At 58.3% G+C, this 16988-nt stretch carries 18 protein-coding genes; 5 read left to right on the top strand and 13 right to left on the bottom strand.

Annotation, left to right across the window (positions count from 1 at the left end; translation table 11 throughout):
• Nucleotides 1–289: 289 nt before the first annotated feature.
• The 5 genes from GS612_RS01775 to ugpB form a co-directional block, all read right to left on the bottom strand.
• The gene (locus tag GS612_RS01775) at nucleotides 290–1225 is read right to left on the bottom strand and encodes a glycerophosphodiester phosphodiesterase family protein (protein ID WP_253286088.1); all 936 of its coding nucleotides are present in this window, start codon (nucleotides 1223–1225) and stop codon (nucleotides 290–292) included.
• Entirely contained in the window at nucleotides 1225–2280 is a 1056-nt protein-coding gene (locus tag GS612_RS01770; protein ID WP_171638897.1) for a sn-glycerol-3-phosphate import ATP-binding protein UgpC, read from the bottom strand. Before GS612_RS01770 ends, GS612_RS01775 begins: the two co-directional genes overlap by 1 nt.
• 3 nt (nucleotides 2281–2283) lie before the next feature.
• Nucleotides 2284–3120, bottom strand: coding sequence for a sn-glycerol-3-phosphate ABC transporter permease UgpE (gene ugpE / locus GS612_RS01765; protein ID WP_152459916.1), 837 nt, complete (start codon nucleotides 3118–3120; stop codon nucleotides 2284–2286).
• A gap of 20 nt (nucleotides 3121–3140) precedes the next feature.
• Nucleotides 3141–4022 (bottom strand): sn-glycerol-3-phosphate ABC transporter permease UgpA, encoded by an 882-nt coding sequence (gene ugpA, locus GS612_RS01760; RefSeq protein WP_152459032.1) that lies wholly within the window; start codon nucleotides 4020–4022, stop codon nucleotides 3141–3143.
• A 61-nt stretch (nucleotides 4023–4083) separates the two neighbouring features.
• Nucleotides 4084–5394: a sn-glycerol-3-phosphate ABC transporter substrate-binding protein UgpB gene (gene ugpB / locus GS612_RS01755; RefSeq protein WP_171638896.1), complete on the bottom strand. Its 1311-nt coding sequence runs from the start codon at nucleotides 5392–5394 to the stop codon at nucleotides 4084–4086.
• Between the two features lie 172 nt (nucleotides 5395–5566).
• Here ugpB and GS612_RS01750 point away from each other — a divergent pair, with 172 nt between their 5' ends.
• Nucleotides 5567–6469 carry a LysR substrate-binding domain-containing protein gene (locus GS612_RS01750; RefSeq protein ID WP_171638895.1) on the top strand — a complete coding sequence of 301 codons (903 nt, stop codon included), beginning with the start codon at nucleotides 5567–5569 and terminating at the stop codon, nucleotides 6467–6469.
• A 198-nt stretch (nucleotides 6470–6667) separates the two neighbouring features.
• Here GS612_RS01750 and GS612_RS01745 read toward each other — a convergent pair whose 3' ends face one another.
• The 3 genes from GS612_RS01745 to dgcN form a co-directional block, all read right to left on the bottom strand.
• Entirely contained in the window at nucleotides 6668–7528 is an 861-nt protein-coding gene (locus tag GS612_RS01745; protein WP_152459035.1) for a D-amino-acid transaminase, read from the bottom strand.
• Nucleotides 7529–7538: 10 nt separating this feature from the next.
• A complete protein-coding gene (gene dgcA / locus GS612_RS01740) occupies nucleotides 7539–8504 on the bottom strand; it encodes an N-acetyl-D-Glu racemase DgcA (protein WP_171638894.1) in 966 nt (321 codons plus the stop codon).
• A 75-nt stretch (nucleotides 8505–8579) separates the two neighbouring features.
• Entirely contained in the window at nucleotides 8580–9581 is a 1002-nt protein-coding gene (gene dgcN, locus GS612_RS01735; protein WP_171638893.1) for an N-acetyltransferase DgcN, read from the bottom strand.
• 295 nt (nucleotides 9582–9876) lie between these two features.
• On the opposite strand from dgcN, the gene GS612_RS01730 reads away from it, so the two are divergent.
• Nucleotides 9877–10839, top strand: a complete 963-nt coding sequence (locus GS612_RS01730; RefSeq protein WP_171638892.1) for an L-malyl-CoA/beta-methylmalyl-CoA lyase — start codon at nucleotides 9877–9879, stop codon at nucleotides 10837–10839.
• Nucleotides 10840–10883: 44 nt separating this feature from the next.
• On the opposite strand, the gene GS612_RS01725 is transcribed toward GS612_RS01730, so the two are convergent.
• Both GS612_RS01725 and GS612_RS01720 read right to left on the bottom strand, forming a co-directional pair.
• A complete protein-coding gene (locus GS612_RS01725; protein WP_171229028.1) occupies nucleotides 10884–11462 on the bottom strand; it encodes a PA14 domain-containing protein in 579 nt (192 codons plus the stop codon).
• Nucleotides 11463–11581: 119 nt separating this feature from the next.
• The gene (locus GS612_RS01720) at nucleotides 11582–12034 is read right to left on the bottom strand and encodes an Lrp/AsnC family transcriptional regulator (protein WP_171638891.1); all 453 of its coding nucleotides are present in this window, start codon (nucleotides 12032–12034) and stop codon (nucleotides 11582–11584) included.
• Between the two features lie 73 nt (nucleotides 12035–12107).
• Between GS612_RS01720 and GS612_RS01715 the strand changes: the two genes are divergently transcribed.
• A complete protein-coding gene (locus GS612_RS01715) occupies nucleotides 12108–12704 on the top strand; it encodes a LysE family translocator (RefSeq protein WP_171638890.1) in 597 nt (198 codons plus the stop codon).
• Between the two features lie 241 nt (nucleotides 12705–12945).
• Nucleotides 12946–13908: an acetyl-CoA carboxylase carboxyltransferase subunit alpha gene (locus GS612_RS01710; protein ID WP_152459042.1), complete on the top strand. Its 963-nt coding sequence runs from the start codon at nucleotides 12946–12948 to the stop codon at nucleotides 13906–13908.
• Between the two features lie 3 nt (nucleotides 13909–13911).
• On the opposite strand, the gene GS612_RS01705 is transcribed toward GS612_RS01710, so the two are convergent.
• The 3 genes from GS612_RS01705 to GS612_RS01695 all read right to left on the bottom strand — a co-directional run bounded on the left by GS612_RS01705 (nucleotide 13912) and on the right by GS612_RS01695 (nucleotide 16529).
• A complete protein-coding gene (locus GS612_RS01705) occupies nucleotides 13912–15042 on the bottom strand; it encodes a lytic murein transglycosylase (RefSeq protein ID WP_171638889.1) in 1131 nt (376 codons plus the stop codon).
• A gap of 113 nt (nucleotides 15043–15155) precedes the next feature.
• Complete coding sequence (locus GS612_RS01700) at nucleotides 15156–15803, bottom strand: GntR family transcriptional regulator (RefSeq protein ID WP_170346010.1); 648 nt, start codon at nucleotides 15801–15803, stop codon at nucleotides 15156–15158.
• A gap of 30 nt (nucleotides 15804–15833) precedes the next feature.
• Nucleotides 15834–16529 carry a M48 family metallopeptidase gene (locus tag GS612_RS01695; protein WP_253286087.1) on the bottom strand — a complete coding sequence of 232 codons (696 nt, stop codon included), beginning with the start codon at nucleotides 16527–16529 and terminating at the stop codon, nucleotides 15834–15836.
• Between the two features lie 100 nt (nucleotides 16530–16629).
• Between GS612_RS01695 and GS612_RS01690 the strand changes: the two genes are divergently transcribed.
• The gene (locus tag GS612_RS01690) at nucleotides 16630–16956 is read left to right on the top strand and encodes a TIGR02300 family protein (protein ID WP_171118864.1); all 327 of its coding nucleotides are present in this window, start codon (nucleotides 16630–16632) and stop codon (nucleotides 16954–16956) included.
• Nucleotides 16957–16988 lie beyond the last annotated feature (32 nt).

Here is a 16988-nt window from a genome sequence, read left to right as displayed (position 1 = left end):
GATGGCAGAAACCGATGCCAGATATCAATTCCAATTCATCGGAGAACGTGTGGAACGCTGTCCCGACAACTGCGGGTACAACGCTCAGAGCAATGGGGGCAGTGTTCCGGATTTCCGTCAGCCGCGCGCCCAAGAACGGTTTCCTGAGATAAGGCTCTCATCAAATCAGGCCGCAAAAGCACGCGGGTCCTGAGCGTCAACGGGCTGAAGGGCCTTTGTTTGAGTCAATTTTCAAATGGCGCAGGAAATTCATCCATGTCACCCTCGGGTTGCCGGGATCACCGGTACGCTATTGCCAACGGAAGCCTGACTCCGACAGTTGTCTTTGAACCCGCCCGGGATAGTCGGATACGATTGCGTCCACGCCCAAATCGATCATCCTGCCGATATCTTCGTGTTCGTTGACTGTCCACACGACGACGCACAGGCCCAGTTCTTTTGCGCGCGTGACGTTTTCGGGCGTTACATCCGCAAAGTACGGGCACCAAAGCGAACCGCCGGCCTGCTTTACCAAGTTTGGAATTTCGTCGCGACGGCCACGAAAGTCCGGGCAAACGGATTTTGAGGAATCCTCGCCAACATCGTCGGCATTGTCCGGAAGTTGCGTCAGGTAGGATGAAGGCATATCCGGAGCTTGCCTCTGACACTCCGCCAACAGGTTCCAATCAAAACTGTGAAGCACCGCGCGCGAAGATAACCCTTTGCCGCGAACATCCCCAAGTACTCTGCGGACAAAGTTCTCTCGGTAAAGTGCATCATGGGCCAGGTCGGGGTCCGACTTCAGCTCGAGCATCAGATGGGCATCACGGTATTTCGGGTCATCGACCAAATCGAGCAGATCCAACAGCCTTGGAACACGAACATCGTCTATTTGCGCCTGATCCGGGAAGCGTTGGCCATAGGCGGAATGGCCGTCCAGACGCCCGATATCGAATTGTCGGATCTGTTCGTAAGTCAGCGAGGATACTTTCGGCTCTTCCCCGGTCAGAAACAGGCCATTGCCATCGCGGAAACTGGCCGAATGCAGGCGATGATTGTGCGTAATGACCGGCACATCATCGGCTGTCAGGACAACGTCAAATTCAAGAAGCGGGACGCCAATGGAAAGTGAAAAGTCGAAGCCGATCATGCTGTTTTCAGGCAACACGCCCCGTGCCCCACGATGCCCCACGACCCGGATCAGGTTCTCCCCACCGCGAAAGGCCTCAACCTGTTGAAACGCCATCAGCCTTCCAGCCTTTTGCCTGTCGCGTGGTCAAACAAATGCATTTTCTCCGGTGCCACCGAGAACCGCATAATCGGATGGCGTCCTTCGATCGGGTGAACACCGGGAAGGCTTGCCGTGATTGCGCTTTCAGAGCCCGACAGGTGACCGTGCAGCAACGTGTTGGCCCCAAGCGGTTCAGCCATCTGAATCGCGGCTTCAAGCGGGCCATTGTCATCCGACAACAGATGCTCTGGTCTTATGCCAAGCTTCACGGTGCAGTCCGGACCCCCAGAGGGGCCGACTTCGATTTCTCCGATCTTGACCGCCCCGTTTTCGCGCCGTGCTTCGAATATGTTCATTGCCGGGCTGCCGATGAATTGCGCGGCAAACAGCGTTTGTGGAGTTTCATAGACCTCGAGCGGCGTGCCGATCTGTTCGGCGATGCCGCCGTTCATCACGATCATCCTGTCCGCCATCGTCATTGCTTCGACCTGGTCATGCGTGACGTAAAGTGACGTGATCCCAAGTTTTTCCTGAAGTTCGCGTATTTCCAGACGCATCTGAACACGAAGCTTGGCATCGAGGTTCGAGAGCGGCTCGTCAAACAGGAAAACAGCGGGCTCGCGGACAATAGCCCGGCCCATCGCGACCCTCTGGCGCTGACCGCCGGACAACTGCCTGGGCTTGCGATCCAGCAAAGGTTCAAGCTGCAACAGCTTAGCCGCCTGGGTCACCTTTTGATCGATCTGAGCCTTGGGCAGCCTCGCGATCTTCAGGCCATACCCCATGTTCTGACGCACGGACATATGTGGGTAGAGCGCGTAGTTCTGGAACACCATGGCGATGTCGCGATCCATGGGCTCTTTGTCATTGGCGCGTTCACCGCCGATCCGGATTTCCCCGGACGTGACCGTTTCCAGCCCTGCCACCATCCGCAACAATGTGGACTTGCCGCAGCCTGACGGGCCGACGATCACGATGAACTCTCCATCGGCGATATCGACATCAACGCCGTGGATCACATCCGTCGGGCCAAAGCTCTTTTTGACATTCTCTAGAGTAACTGTTGCCATTTCTTACTTCTCGCTATCGACAAGGCCACGGACAAAGAGCTTTTGCATCGACACCACCACGATGACCGGCGGGATCATCGCCAGAATGGACGTCGCCATGATCGTCGGCCAATGCGCAAAGTCGTCACCGGACGGGAACATCTGCTTGATACCCATCACGATGGTATTCATTTCGGGATCGGTCGTGATCAGCAGCGGCCAAAGGTACTGGTTCCACCCATAGATGAACAGGATCACGAACAGTGCGGCGATGTTGGTCCGGCTCATGGGGACGACGATATCGATGAAAAACCGCATCGGTCGCGCGCCGTCGACCCGGGCTGCCTCGGCAAGCTCATCGGGGATGGTCAGAAAGAACTGACGGAACAGGAAGGTTGCCGTGGCCGAGGCGATCAGGGGAAAGATCAGCCCGTAATAGCTGTTGAGCATGCCGAACCCGGCGACAACTTCGAACGTCGGAACGATGCGGACTTCGACCGGCAGCATCAGGGTCAGGAAGATCAGCCAGAAGAACGTCGTTCGCCCGGGAAAGCGGAAATAGACAATCGCGAAAGCCGACAGCAGAGAGATGATGATTTTGCCGACTGCAATTCCGATTGCCATCACCAGGCTGTTGAACAGCATCGTGGCAACGGGCACATTTACCCCCGAGAACAGCGCCGCCTTGTAGTTCACCCAGAACTGATCGCCGGGCACGACAGGCATCGGTGGCGAGACGATCTCGGCCTGGGTCACGGTCGAAGCCACGAAGGCAAGCCATATCGGGAAAAATATGATCAGGACACCGAGGATCATGAGGGCATGGGACAACCAGATGCCCGCGCCGCGTTTTTCGACCATTCCGTGTTGTTGGGCCGCCATCAGTAATGCACCCTCTTTTCCACGTATTTGAACTGGATGACCGTCAACAGTCCCACGACGATCAGCAAGATGACTGATTGCGCCGAAGACGAACCGAGGTCCTGCCCCACAAACCCGTCCGAAAATACCTTGTAGACAAGGATTGTCGTCGACTGTTGCGGCCCACCGCCGGTGATCGTGTGGATCACGCCAAAGGTTTCGAAGAAGGCATAAACGACGTTCACCACCAGCAAGAAGAACGCCGTCGGCGACAGCAGCGGCAGTACGATCGTGAAGAATCGGCGCCAGAAATGCGCGCCGTCAATCGCCGCCGCCTCGATCACGGATCTTGGAACGGATTGCAGGGCAGCGAAAAAGAACAGGAAGTTATAGCTTATGCGCCCCCAGGCCGAAGCAACGACCACCAGCCCCATGGCTTCGGTGCCGTTCAGAACGTGGTTCCAGTCATATCCAAGCTGGCCAAGATACCATGACACGACGCCGACGCGCGTGTTGAACATGAAAAGCCACAGAACGCCCGCGACCGCAGGGGCAACAGCGTAGGGCCAGATCAGCAACGTCCGATAGACCCCGGACCCTTTGATCAATCGATCCGCAATGACCGCAAGAAACAAGGCAGGGATCATCGAGCACAACGTGACCAACGTGGAAAACACCGCCGTTGTTACGAAAGAGGCGCGATAAAACTTGTCACTCAGCAGGAATTCAAAGTTGCCGAGCCCCACGAACTGGGACGACAGCCCGAACGGGTCAGGTATGAACAGCGACTGCCATATGGCCTGACCGGCGGGGTAGAAAAAGAAAACAGCGGAAATGATGACCTGAGGGGCGATCAACGCCAACGGCAACAGCCAGCCGCGAAAGGTGACGCGTTTTTCCATCCTGAAAACCCACCGAAGAAAGAAAATGCGGGCCCCGAAAGGGCCCGCATAACGTTACGACTTATTGATTGGCGGATTCGAACCGGCGCAGCAACGCATCACCGCGTTCCTTCGCGCTGTCCATCGCTTCCTGAGCGGTCTTCTCACCGGACCAGATCGCCTCAAGCTCTTCGTCGATGATGCCCCGGATCTGGTCGAACGATCCCAGACGCAAGCCTTTCGAATTTGCGGTCGGCTCTTTCGCAGTCATCTGGATCACTGCGACGTCGGTGCCCGGGTTTTCGTCATAAAAACCTGCGGCACGCGTAACCTCACCCGCTTCTGTCGTGATTGGAAGGTAACCGGTGTTCTGGTGCCACGCCGCTTGTACATCAGGTGATGACAGGAAGCTCAGGAACTCTCCGACGCCCTTGTACTCTTCGGGCTCATGACCCTCCATTACCCAAAGAGACGCGCCACCGATGATGGTGTTTTGCGGCTCACTGGTGACGGATTCCCAATAGGGCAGCGGACGCACGTCGAAATCGAACTCGGCCTCTGCCTTGATGCCGGCGTATCCGGCCGAACTTTCGGTGAACAATGCGCACTCGCCTGACCGGAAGTTCGCACCACCTTCGTTTCTGCGGCCGGTATAGATGAACTTGCCGTCCTCGGCCCAGTCACCCATCGCGGTCAGATGTGCAACCTGCACCGGACCGTTCAGCATCAGCTCGGTATCCAGACCGGCAAATCCGTTGTCCCGTGAGGCAAACGGAACATCGTGATAAGCTGAAAGGTTTTCAAGGTGAATCCAGCTTTGCCATGCTGTCACCAGCGGGCAATCTTCGCCACCTGCCTTCAACTGCTCGAGCACTTCGCCGACTTTTTCCCAAGTGGACAGATCCGTGTCCGGATCAACGCCTGCTGCTTGCATGGCATCGCGGTTGACCCACAGGACCGGCGTCGAGGAGTTGAAGGGAAGCGACAGCATCTCTCCGTCAGTGGTTGTGTAGTAGCCTTTGACGGCGCCAATATACGCGTCGGGATCAAAAGACGCGCCGCTTTCGGCCATCACCTCATAGACCGGCTTGATCGCCCCTTTGGCTGACATCATCGTCGCCGTTCCGACTTCGAACACCATCAGGATATGTGGCTGTTCACCGGCCCGGAATGCGGCAATCCCGGCATTCAGGGTTTCCGAGTAGTTGCCTTTGTGGCTTTCGACCACGACGAACTCATCCTGACTGGCGTTGAATTCTTCAACCTGTCCTTTGACAAGTTCACCTAGGCGACCGGTGAAGGCATGCCAGAACTGGACTTCGGTTTGCGCCATTGCCGCCAAGGGGGACAAGGCCGTGGTGAAGGCAAGAGCGCCAAGCAGATTCTTTTTCATGATTCCTCCCATGCATCAGGGTTGATGCTTCGTTGAATACCGACCGCAACGCGTAAACGGCCCACATGACGATTTCACGACGTTAACGTTACAAAAATATAATTCAAGGCCTATCTACTTGGTGAAAAAATAACATAGTGTTATGAAATGGCGCAGCAGATCGGGATCAGCAATGAGTCAAATTCTGAGAGTTCGGCAGTTGGAGGCCCTGATGGCCGTGACCACCAACGGGTCTGTCACGGCCGCGGCCGCTGATCTGGGCGTGACCCAGCCAGCTGTCAGCAGACTGCTGTCCGATCTTGAAAAATCGCTCGGGTTTCAGCTTTTTGACCGCCGGGAAGGTCGATTGGTGCCAACGCAAGAGGTTCGCTATCTCTTGCCAAGTGTCGAGCGCGTTCTCGAATTGATGAGACAGATTTCGGATGTCAGTCAGGATATCACACAACGCAAAGCAGGGCACATCCGTGTCGCTTGCCTGCCGGGATTTGCCACCAGCCATCTGCCCAAAGTCGTCGCCGGTTTCCTGAAGGATCGGCCAGGTGTCACGCTGACGATCGAACCTGACAGGCCTGAACGCATTCTGGAATGGATGATCGGCGAGCAGTATGATTTCGGAATCACTGACAGTTTTCACGGTCATCCGGCAGTAGAAAGCAGGGACATCGACGTTCGCACGGTGTGCGTGTTCCCCACCGGGCACGAGCTGGAAGGCCTGTCCGAAGTTACCCCGGCGGATCTTGCACATAGCAAAATCATCCACACCCGACGCGACAGCGACTTTTTCGGGCGGCTTTCGAAAGTGTTTCAACATGCCAATGTCGAATTGAACTCGCATATCGAGGTCAGGCAGTTCACGGCAGCATGTGAATTGGCGCTGGAAGGTGTCGGAGTCTCGGTCGTTAGCGAACTGGATGCCGTCCAATACACATCGAGGGGATTGAGTTATCGGCCATTCAAGCCGTCTTTGACGCACACCCTCTCGTTGGTGCGTCCAATTCTGAAGCAACCGTCACTGGTAACGCTGGAATTCATCGAGCAGTTTCAGGAAAGCCTAAGCCCTTTCAAGGTCGGGTAGCGCCGCCTTCGACCATATTCCTGTGACACCGCAGGAACTGATCCGACAACAAGACCGGTGTCCCGGCCGAAAGTCGCATGTGATCTGCTCGTGCTCAGCGAGATCTACAGCGAAACTCCCTGCACTGCCCCGGGGTCCGACTGAGGTTGGCACGGCGCCGCAGCAGCCTGCTGCAACGCCGTCCAACATGGTGGTTCTTCAGATCGCGGCCTTTCGGCTTTCATCCAGGTAAATTTCACGAAGGCGTTTGGCAATCGGACCGGGTGTACCATCACCCAGCGTGACTCCGTCGATTTCCACTACCGGCATCACGAAGGCGCTGGCCGAGGTCGTGAACGCCTCATCAGCCTCTTTGGCTTCGTCGATGGTAAACAGCCGCTCTTCAACTTCCATCTGTGCTTCGGCTGCCATGCGCAGCACGGCCTTGCGAGTGATCCCGTGCAGGATGTCGTTGGACAGCGGGCGGGTCACGATCTTGCCGTTCTTGACGAAATAGGCGTTGTTGCTGGTGCCCTCGGTCACAAAGCCGTCCTCGACCAGCCATGCATCGTCGCAGCCCGCTTTCTTGGCCATCATCTTGCCCATCGAAGGGTAAAGCAGTTGCACGGTTTTGATGTCGCGGCGACCCCAACGGATGTCCTCGATCGAGATGATCTTGGCACCTTTCCGTGCCGCCGGGCTGTCAGCCAGCCCGGGCTTGTTCTGGGTGAACAGAACGAGGCTTGGCTTGGTATCGGCCGAAGGGAAGACAAAATCCCGGTCACCGTCACTGCCGCGCGAAACCTGAAGGTAGACCAGGCCCTCTTCGATGCCGTTCAGATCAACCAGCTTGCGGTGGATTTCCAGCAGCTCTTCCTTGGTGCAGGGCTCGGCCATCTCCAGCTCGTCCAGAGACCGCTTCAGGCGCACCGCGTGGCCCTCGAAATCGATCAGCTTGCCATCCAGCACACTGGTCACTTCGTAAACCGCGTCTGCAAACAGGAAGCCACGGTCAAAGATGGATACCTTGGCCTCGGTCTCGGGCAGGTATTCGCCATTCACATAAACGGTGCGAGTCATGTATCTCTCCTTAGCCCCAAAGTGCCGCCATGGGCGGGTGCACTCCGGCATCATCAAATGTCAGCGGTGTCGCGCGGTCTTCGGCCAACAACAGCGGGCCGTCAAGGTCCGTTACCATCGCGCCCTGCGCCAACAAGGTCGCAGGGGCCATCGCCAGTGAACTGCCGACCATGCAACCAACCATCACGCGATAACCCTCGGCCAGCGCCGCTTCGCGCAGGGCCAGCGCCTCGGTCAGACCGCCGGTCTTGTCGAGCTTGATGTTGACCACATCATACTTGCCCTTCAGCTTGGGCAGGCTGGTCCGGTCATGGCAGGATTCATCGGCACAGACAGGCACCGGGCGGTCCATCCCGATCAGCGCGTCATCCTGTCCGGCGGGCAAAGGCTGCTCGACCAGCGCCACACCCAGCCGCACCAGATGCGGCGCGAGATCGGCGTAAACCTCGGCCGACCAGCCTTCGTTCGCATCTACGATGATCTTGGCATCCGGCGCGCCCGCGCGCACGGCTTCAAGACGGGGCATGTCATCCGGGGTGCCCAGCTTGATTTTCAGCAAGGGGCGATGCGCATTCTCGGCGGCCTGCTTCTGCATCGCCTCGGGCGTGTCCAGCGACAAGGTATAAGCGGTAATCTCGGGCCCCGGCACCGGCAGCCCGGCCAGATCCCAGGCGCGCTTGCCCGCCTGCTTGGCCTCAAGATCCCACAGCGCACAATCCACCGCGTTCCGCGCCGCACCCGCAGGCAGCAGATCCATCAGCGCCTGACGCGTGAACTCCGCAGGCAACCCGGCAATCTCGGCCTCAACGGACTCGAGCGTCTCGTCATACCGCGCATAGGGCACACATTCGCCCCAGCCTTCATGCGCCCCATCCGACAGCCGTACCGTCAGCACCTTTGCCTCGGTCCGTGACCCGCGCGAAATGGTAAACACTTGCGCCAACTGAAACACATCGCGAGAGACTTCTATCTGCACGCACCTGCTCCTTCATCTTTTCCCAAATACTCCCGCCAGAGGCGGAACCGGCCCGCCACCGGCGGGCCGGTTGGATCACATCGCGGCCAGCGCGTCCACCAACTTGCCCGAGCCGAACCGGAACGGATCGGTCGCCGGAAGCCCCATATCTGCTTCGATCTTGGCCAGATATGCTGTCGCGTCCTCTTCGGACATGTGCTGCGTGTTGACCGAAACGCCGACGACCTGACAATCGGGGTTAGCCACTTTGGCCAGGGCCAGCGCAGTGTCGCGCAGGGTTTCGAGCGTCGGCAACTGATAGGTCGGCAGACCACGCATATGCTCGCGGGTCGGTTCATGGCTCAGGATCAGCGCGTCGGGCTGGCCGCCGTGAATCAGCGCCATGGTCACGCCGGAATAGGACACATGGAACAGCGATCCCTGGCCCTCGATCAGATCCCAGTGGTCGTCATCGTTGTCAGGTGTCAGCCATTCGATCGAGCCGGCCATGAAATCCGCAACAACGGCGTCCAGCGGCACGCCATCGCCGGTGATCAGAATGCCCGTCTGGCCGGTCGCGCGGAAGGTCGACTTCATACCACGCTTGCGCATTTCGGCATCCATAGCCATTGCAGTGTACATCTTGCCCACAGAGCAGTCGGTGCCGACGGCCAGACAACGTTTGCCCCTGCGCTTGATCCCGTTGGCGATCGGGTAATCAACCTCGGGTACACGCACGTCGTGCAGCTTTCGCCCCGTCGCTTCGGCCACCGCCACCAGATCGGGCTCGTCGCGCAACAGGTTGTGCAGCCCAGAGGCCAGGTCAAACCCTTCCTCAAGCGCCATGACCAGAACCTTTTTCCATTCCTGGCTGATGACGCCGCCACGGTTGGCAACACCAATAACCAGCGTTTTGGCGCCGGCCGCTTTGGCCTCGGTCAGGGTCATATCCTTCAGGCCCAGATCAGCCTTGCAGCCGTCCATACGATATTGGCCGACGGCGTTTTCCGGGCGCCAATCCTTGATGCCCACAGCCACTTTGGCCGCCAATTGGTCGGGCGCATCGCCCAAAAACAGCAGGTACGGTGTCTCGATCATTGCGGTCACTCCTTTGATTCCGGCCCAAGCTAGAGAAGCGTTTAAACGAGCGTTTCGCGTTTTGATCCGCCCAACACGGCGGGCACGCGAGTTTCTTGCACCATTGACACAAAAGGCGCAAAATTATTCGAAGTTTCCAAAGTGATTAAACTTTAATCACCACTTCTCAACTGTTGACACGCAGTTTTCTGCAACCGCATTGCCGCAGATGCACAATCTCCCTTGCGCCAAGTTGCGCAATTTAATACCCCATTGGACGAGAAAATCGCAATTTCATTACCCACACGAGGTCCAGATGAGCTTTCGCATCCAACCCGCCGCGCCTGCACGACCCAATCGCTGCCAACTGTTTGGTCCGGGATCGAATACCAAACTGTTCCCGAAAATGGCAGCGTCTGCTGCGGATGTGATCAACCTTGACCTCGAGGATTCGGTTGCGCCTTCGGACAAGGACATCGCCCGCGCCAATGTCATCGAAGCCCTGAACACTGTTGATTGGGGCAGCAAATACATGTCCGTTCGCATCAACGGATTGGATACCCCCTATTGGTATCGTGACGTTGTCGACGTGTTGGAGCAGGCAGGCGACCGTCTGGACCAGATCATGATTCCCAAAGTCGGCTGCGCATCGGATGTCTATGCCGTGGATGCCCTTGTCACCGCCATTGAACGCGCCAAGGGCCGAACCAAACCCATCAGCTTCGAGGTCATTATCGAATCCGCTGCCGGTATCGCGCATGTGGAAGAGATCGCAGCCTCCTCTCCCCGTTTGCAGGCCATGAGCCTTGGAGCCGCAGATTTTGCTGCCTCGATGGGAATGCAGACCACGGGCATCGGCGGCACACAGGAAAACTACTACATGCTGCGCGAGGGTGAAAAACACTGGTCCGATCCGTGGCACTGGGCCCAAGCCGCCATCGTTGCCGCCTGCCGCACCCATGGGGTGCTGCCAGTGGATGGGCCATTCGGGGATTTCAGCGATGATGAAGGGTACATCGCTCAGGCGAAACGCTCGGCGACGCTGGGCATGGTCGGCAAATGGGCGATCCATCCCAAGCAGATTGCACTGGCCAATCAGGTCTTTACCCCGTCGGATGAGGCCGTTTCCGAGGCCCGCGAAATCCTGGCCGCAATGGAACAGGCCAAAGCAAACGGTGAGGGCGCAACCGTCTATAAAGGCCGTCTTGTCGACATCGCCTCAATCAAGCAGGCCGAAGTCATCGTGGCGCAGGCCGAACTGATTGCGGCGGGCAGCTAAGCCATAAAAAAGGGCGCTCCTTCGAGCGCCCTTTCATGAATTCTTCAACGGCCAAAAACGTCATTGGGCGTCCATGTGAAGCGTTCCCCCTTCTTTCCTGACTTCATCATCAGGCAAGAGGTTCCCAGTTTCTGGAAATAGACGATCTTCAATGGATACCAGCCCGCCTTGGGCACTTCCACTTCGGTGCGTTGATTGGCTTCACAGCCCTGAATGCCATTTACCCGGCCAATCTGCTGACCGCCAACCCAAGCCTCTATCCCGTCATTCGACCACGTTTCCAGCTCGTAAACGCCCGGCGAGTCAAACCGCATATACCCTGTGACCTCGGCGGCAACGTTGTAGGCCTGGTCGAAGGTCAAGACATCCTCACCCTTGCTGGTGTCCCGGTAATCCAACCCGCGCAACGGCTTTCCGGGCTTCGCCTTAGACAGCATGCTTTTTGCCTGACTCAGATCCCGGATCTTCTTGTGTTGATTGCCTGTACCGAAGTATTTGACATTCAAACCCGCCTTCGGAGACGGCTGTGGATTGGCAGGTTGCAGTTTCAGCGGGGCAGACAAAGCGGCCCCGGCAATGACCGACATGGCAACTGCGGTCGCCACTGTTCGAACGAGTTTCATCGTAATCTCCCTGTTTGCGTGCCGTTTTGGCTGGGCGTATCCCCTAGCAGCGTCATTACAAAGACACTAGGCCCTGAAAATTTGCGCTGCAAGAGAGTGTGGCTTCACATTTCCAGTGGCTACGCACGCAGATCCTTGGGTGACCCCATGACCACATAGGATGTGATCGACGTGACATGAGGCAGCGTTCCCAGCACCTCGGTATGGAAGGTCTTGTAGGACGGCAGATCGGCGCATTCGACGCGCAGCAGGTATTCGATCGTACCGGTGATGTTGTGGCATTCGACCACTTCGGGGGCTTTTTGCAGGGCCCGCTCGAACCCCTCCTGCGCCGCTTTCGTGTGTTCGCCAAGCCCGACCCCGATATAGGCGACAAAGCCGACACCCATCGCGGCCGGGTTCAGAACCGCACGATAGCCGGTGATCACGCCGGCCTTTTCCAACTCTTGAACGCGACGCAGGCAGGCGGACGGAGACAGCCCGACCCGTTCGGCCAATTCCAGATTGCTGATGCGCCCATCACGGGTCAGTTCGTGCAATATCTGGCGATTTATCCGATCATTCTTCATCATAAGTTGCAGAAATAGCGGAAACGCGCACGAAAAAGCAATTTCATTTGCTGCCGTTCAGACGATACTTCGCAGCATGACTTACGACATCCTTCTGGCCCTCATCGCTTTTGCCTTAGTGACATCCATTACGCCCGGGCCGAACAATCTGATGCTGATGGCATCGGGTGCGAATTTCGGCTTTCGGCGTTCGATCCCGCATATGCTGGGCATTGGCCTTGGCTTCACGCTCATGGTGCTGCTGGTCGGTGCAGGGCTGGTTCAGGTCTTTGACCGGTACCCGGTCAGCTATTCCGTGCTGAAGGTCGTGTCGGTGATCTATCTGCTTTATCTGGCATGGAAGATCGCGCATGCCGCGCCAGCCGCAGGCGATTTGGCAGCGGGGACACCCATGACGTTTCTGCAAGCCGCCGCCTTTCAGTGGTTGAACCCCAAAGCCTGGGCCATGGCCCTGACCGCCACTACCGCTTACACGCCCAGTCAGACCCTGCATGCGATTGCGCTTGTGGCGTTGGTTTTCGGGGCGGTCAACCTGCCCTCGGTGAGCACATGGACCTTTCTGGGGCAGCAGATGTCGCGGGTGCTGACGAACCCGCGCAGGCTGGTTGCGTTCAACTGGACAATGGCGGTGCTGCTTGTGGCCTCGCTCTATCCCGTTCTCTGGCCCGGTTGACCCTGACAGGTTGCGGCCAACACATTCTCGGGCGTGGTGTCGGGTGGGTACAGGGTCAGACGTCGTGGTAAGGTTGCAGGTCAGAACGCGCGGCGCGGGGTCTTTCTTGGCGGTGGCCATCAGTATCCGTATTTCCATTCACCCATCCGAAATCGAACATCCTCACCACTCGGATCTTGCCGAGTTGCATCCGGAGCACCGTCAGGCCATATAGCAGGGAACTTTCGCGTTGAGAGGCGTCATGACCCAGTATCTGGATTTCGAAAAACCGCTGGCTGAAATTGAAGGCAAGGCTGAAGAGCTGCGTGCGCTGGCCCGCACCAACGAAGAGATGGACGTAACCGAAGAAGCCGCCGCGTTGGACGCCAAAGCCGCCAAGCTTCTGGATGAGCTTTATGCCGACCTGACCCCATGGCGGAAATGCCAGGTCGCCCGCCATCCGGAACGCCCGCATTGCAGCGATTACGTCGATGCCCTGTTCACCGAATTCACCCCTTTGGCCGGAGATCGCAATTTTGCCGATGATCTGGCCGTGATCGGCGGGCTTGCACGTTTCAACGATCAACCCGTCATGGTGATCGGCCATGAAAAAGGCAGCGACACCAAATCGCGGATCGAACGCAATTTCGGCATGGCCCGTCCCGAAGGCTATCGCAAGGCAGTCCGCCTGATGGAGATGGCCGGGCGGTTCGGGCTGCCGGTGATCACCCTGATCGATACCGCCGGCGCCTATCCCGGCAAAGGCGCCGAGGAACGTGGTCAATCCGAAGCGATTGCCCGCTCGACCCAGATGTGTCTGAAGATCGGCGTGCCCCTGGTGTCGGTCATCATCGGCGAAGGCGGCTCGGGTGGGGCCGTGGCCTTTGCCACCGCCAACCGCGTGGCAATGCTGGAACACTCGGTCTATTCAGTGATCTCGCCTGAAGGTTGCGCATCGATCCTTTGGAAAGATGCAGAAAAGATGCGTGAAGCGGCCGAGGCGCTGCGTCTGACTGCTCAGGATCTTCACAAGCTTGGCGTTTGCGACCGGATCATCCCTGAACCCAAGGGCGGCGCGCATCGCGATCGTCCGGCCGCTGTCGAAGCTGTACGCGCGGCTCTCACCGATATGCTGGCGGAACTGGACGGCAAAGACGCGGCGACCCTGATACAGGACCGCCGTCAAAAATTCCTCGACATCGGCTCGAAAGGGTTGGCGGCGTAACCGTCAGCCGCCCAACCTGCGCAACAACGCAACCGAGGGTTCTCCGGTGACCGCCAGGCCATTGGCGCTTTGATACGCGCTGATGGCAGACGTCGTGTTTTTGCCGATCACCCCGTCCGCGCCTTTCGTATCATACCCTTGGGATGTCAGCCGCCGTTGCAATTCCTTGCGGTCGTCCAATGTCAGACCGTTTGCATCTGGCCCGAACGAGGCCTGAAACGGCGCGCCACCGGCGATTCTGTCCGCCAGATGACCGACCCCGATCGCGTAACTGTCCGAATTGTTATAGCGCTTGATGACCTGAAAATTGCGGAAGACGGCAATGCGCGGCCCGGGTTTCTGTGGTTGCAGCACGGCGACCGGTGTACCGGAAACGGTTCCGACCTCGCCCCCCCAGGGCTGCCCCCGCACCCAGCCTGAGCGTGACAGGTAAGCAGCGGTCGAAGCCAGAGAATCCGTCGGATCGTCCGACCAGATATCGCGCCGCCCGTCGCCGGTGAAATCCACGGCATAGGCCAGGTAAGAGGTTGGAATGAACTGCGTGTGCCCCATCGCACCGGCCCAGCTGCCGGTCATCTTGTCAGGCGTGGTGTCACCATTCTGAAGAATTTTGAGCGCCGCGATCAACTGGCTTTCAAAGAACTGACCACGCCGCCCGTCATAGGCCAGCGTCGACAGAGCTGATACAACGGGCACATCGCCCCGACGCGCGCCATAGCGGCTTTCCAGCCCCCACACTGCAACGACGATTTCCTTGTCCACCCCGTACTGCGCCTCGATCTGCGACAGCGTCCCGTTGTATTGCCGCAGCATCTTCTGGCCGGTGCTGATCCGCTCGTCCGAGGCGGCAATGGCCAGGTAGTCTTCGAGCGAACGCTTGAACTCTACCTGATTGCGGTCACGCTCGATCACATCGGGCAGGTACCCTGCTCCCTGAAAAGCGCGATCAATCGTGGATTGTGAAATACCTTGCGATGCCGCCCTGCCCTTGAACCCGGCAACCCAGGCATCCCAACCCGCGTTGGGAACAGCTCGCATACGCGATGCAGGCGCGCTGGATGGCGCACCGCCACGCGTGCAGGCGGCCAACAATGTTGATCCAAGGCAAATGGAAAAAGTCCGTCGAGTGATCATGGCTGTGGTCTGCTCTTGTTTGTGATTTGCCTCAAGAGTAACCCAGTCGGGTTGAACAGGCCAGAACGGTGAAACCTTGCGCAGTGGGCGCGGGAATGTCGGCGGGATGCCGCTCAGCTCACCAGCAAGCGCAATCCCTGCGTTACGTCCGAACGGACCGCCAGGCGCAAGCCCGGTTCGTCCCCGGCCTTGAGGGCAGCAATGATCAGCTTGTGATAATGCGGTGGCTCAGTGCGCCTGAGACGCCCGTAAAGCGCCCTCATCGTCGGCCCGAGTTGCAGCCAGACCGTTTCGGCAATGGCCAGCATCGCGGGCGCCTGAGCCCGCAGGTAAAGGGTGCGGTGAAATTCCAGATTTGAACGGATGTACCCAACCGCGTCCCGCTTGGTCACCATCTCGGCAACGGTCATGTTGATGGTCTGCAACCGGTCGATCAGCGCAATATGCGCCCGGGGCAAAGCCCGGCTGGCCAGCTCGACTTCCAGCAACGCGCGCAAAGCCGCCAATTCCTCAATCCGGTCGTTGGTCAATTCAGGTGTCGAGACCCGGCCGGAATTGGACAGGAACAAAGCCCCCTCGGCGGCCAGACGGCGCACGGCCTCTCGCGCCGGGGTCATCGAGACGCCGAATTCCTTGCCGATGCCACGCAAGGTCAGCGCCTGACCCGGCGCCATCTCACCATGCATGATTCGAGACCTCAGAGCCCGGTACACCCGGTCATGAGTGGCAGTTTGGGTGTCAGACGGGCGTGTGCTCAACATCCGCTTATGTGATCACAAAACTGCGCAAGGTCAACTCGGCTTTGCGTCAAACCTGTAACGATGCAACTCTGCCCCATTGTCACGCAACCAGCGGCGGGGCCGCTGACAGGGGCCGAAAATGCGTTCCACCTGTTTCCAGAACGCGGGCGAGTGGTTCATCTCGACAAGATGCGCCACCTCGTGCGCGGCCACATAGTGCAACACCTCGGACGGCGCGAGAATGAGCCGCCACGAGAACATCAATCCACCCTGCGAACTGCATGATCCCCAGCGTGACCGCGTGTCGCGCAGGCTGAGCGTGCTGTACGACCGCCCCAGCATTGCAGCGTAATCATCACACGCGCCAATCAATCGGTCCCGCGCCAATTCCTTCAGAAACCGGGCCAATCTGCGCGCCTCGGCCCCTTCGGGCACTGCGACCTCGTCCGCCATCAACTGAACACGCCGACCCTTGGCGGGCACGATTCGCCGGACAACGCCTTCAATCGGTATCTTCTGTCCGAACTGCACCACGGCCATTTCCGGCCTGTCCTGCAAATGCTGGCGAATCCACTCTTCCTTGGTACGTGCGAAACTCAGCGCCTCGGATTCAGGCACACCGACCGGATAGGTCAGCGTAACCCGGCCGTCCAGCTGAGAAATTCGCAAACTTATGCGCCGCGCCCGGGCGGATTTGCGCAGCCTCAGCGGCACCGGCGGTGTCCCTGGCAATGCGTGCTCTCCCATATCGCGACCTCTCTTGCGCAAAGACTTTGACAGTGCCCTCTGCCTGTGGCAGGTGAGCTGAATCATTTAGACGACTCACCTGATATCAAGGGGATTTGACATGCCCAAGGAAGAATGGGGCGTAAAGCGCGTTTGCCCGACCACCGGTAAGCGATTCTACGACCTGAACAAGGACCCGATCATCAGCCCCTACACTGGCGAGATCGTGGAGCTTGAAACATCCAAAAGCCGCATGATCGCGGCGGATGCAGAAGATGCCGCCTCGGTCAAAGCGCGTGAAAACGCGTCGGATGGGGAGCTGGTACTGGATGACGACGACTCTGTCGACGTCGAACTGGATGATGATCTGCTGGATGACGATGATGACACCAGTGATGACGTTTCGCTGGATGATATCACCGACATGTCTTCGGAAGACGAAAACTGATCATGTCAAAGGCGACCACAGGGTCGCCTTTT

Origin of the sequence: Ruegeria sp. HKCCD6157, assembly GCF_013110685.1 — a bacterium.
In the GTDB taxonomy this organism is placed as follows: Bacteria; Pseudomonadota; Alphaproteobacteria; order Rhodobacterales; family Rhodobacteraceae; genus Ruegeria.
This window is presented reverse-complemented; position numbering and strand designations above follow the sequence as displayed.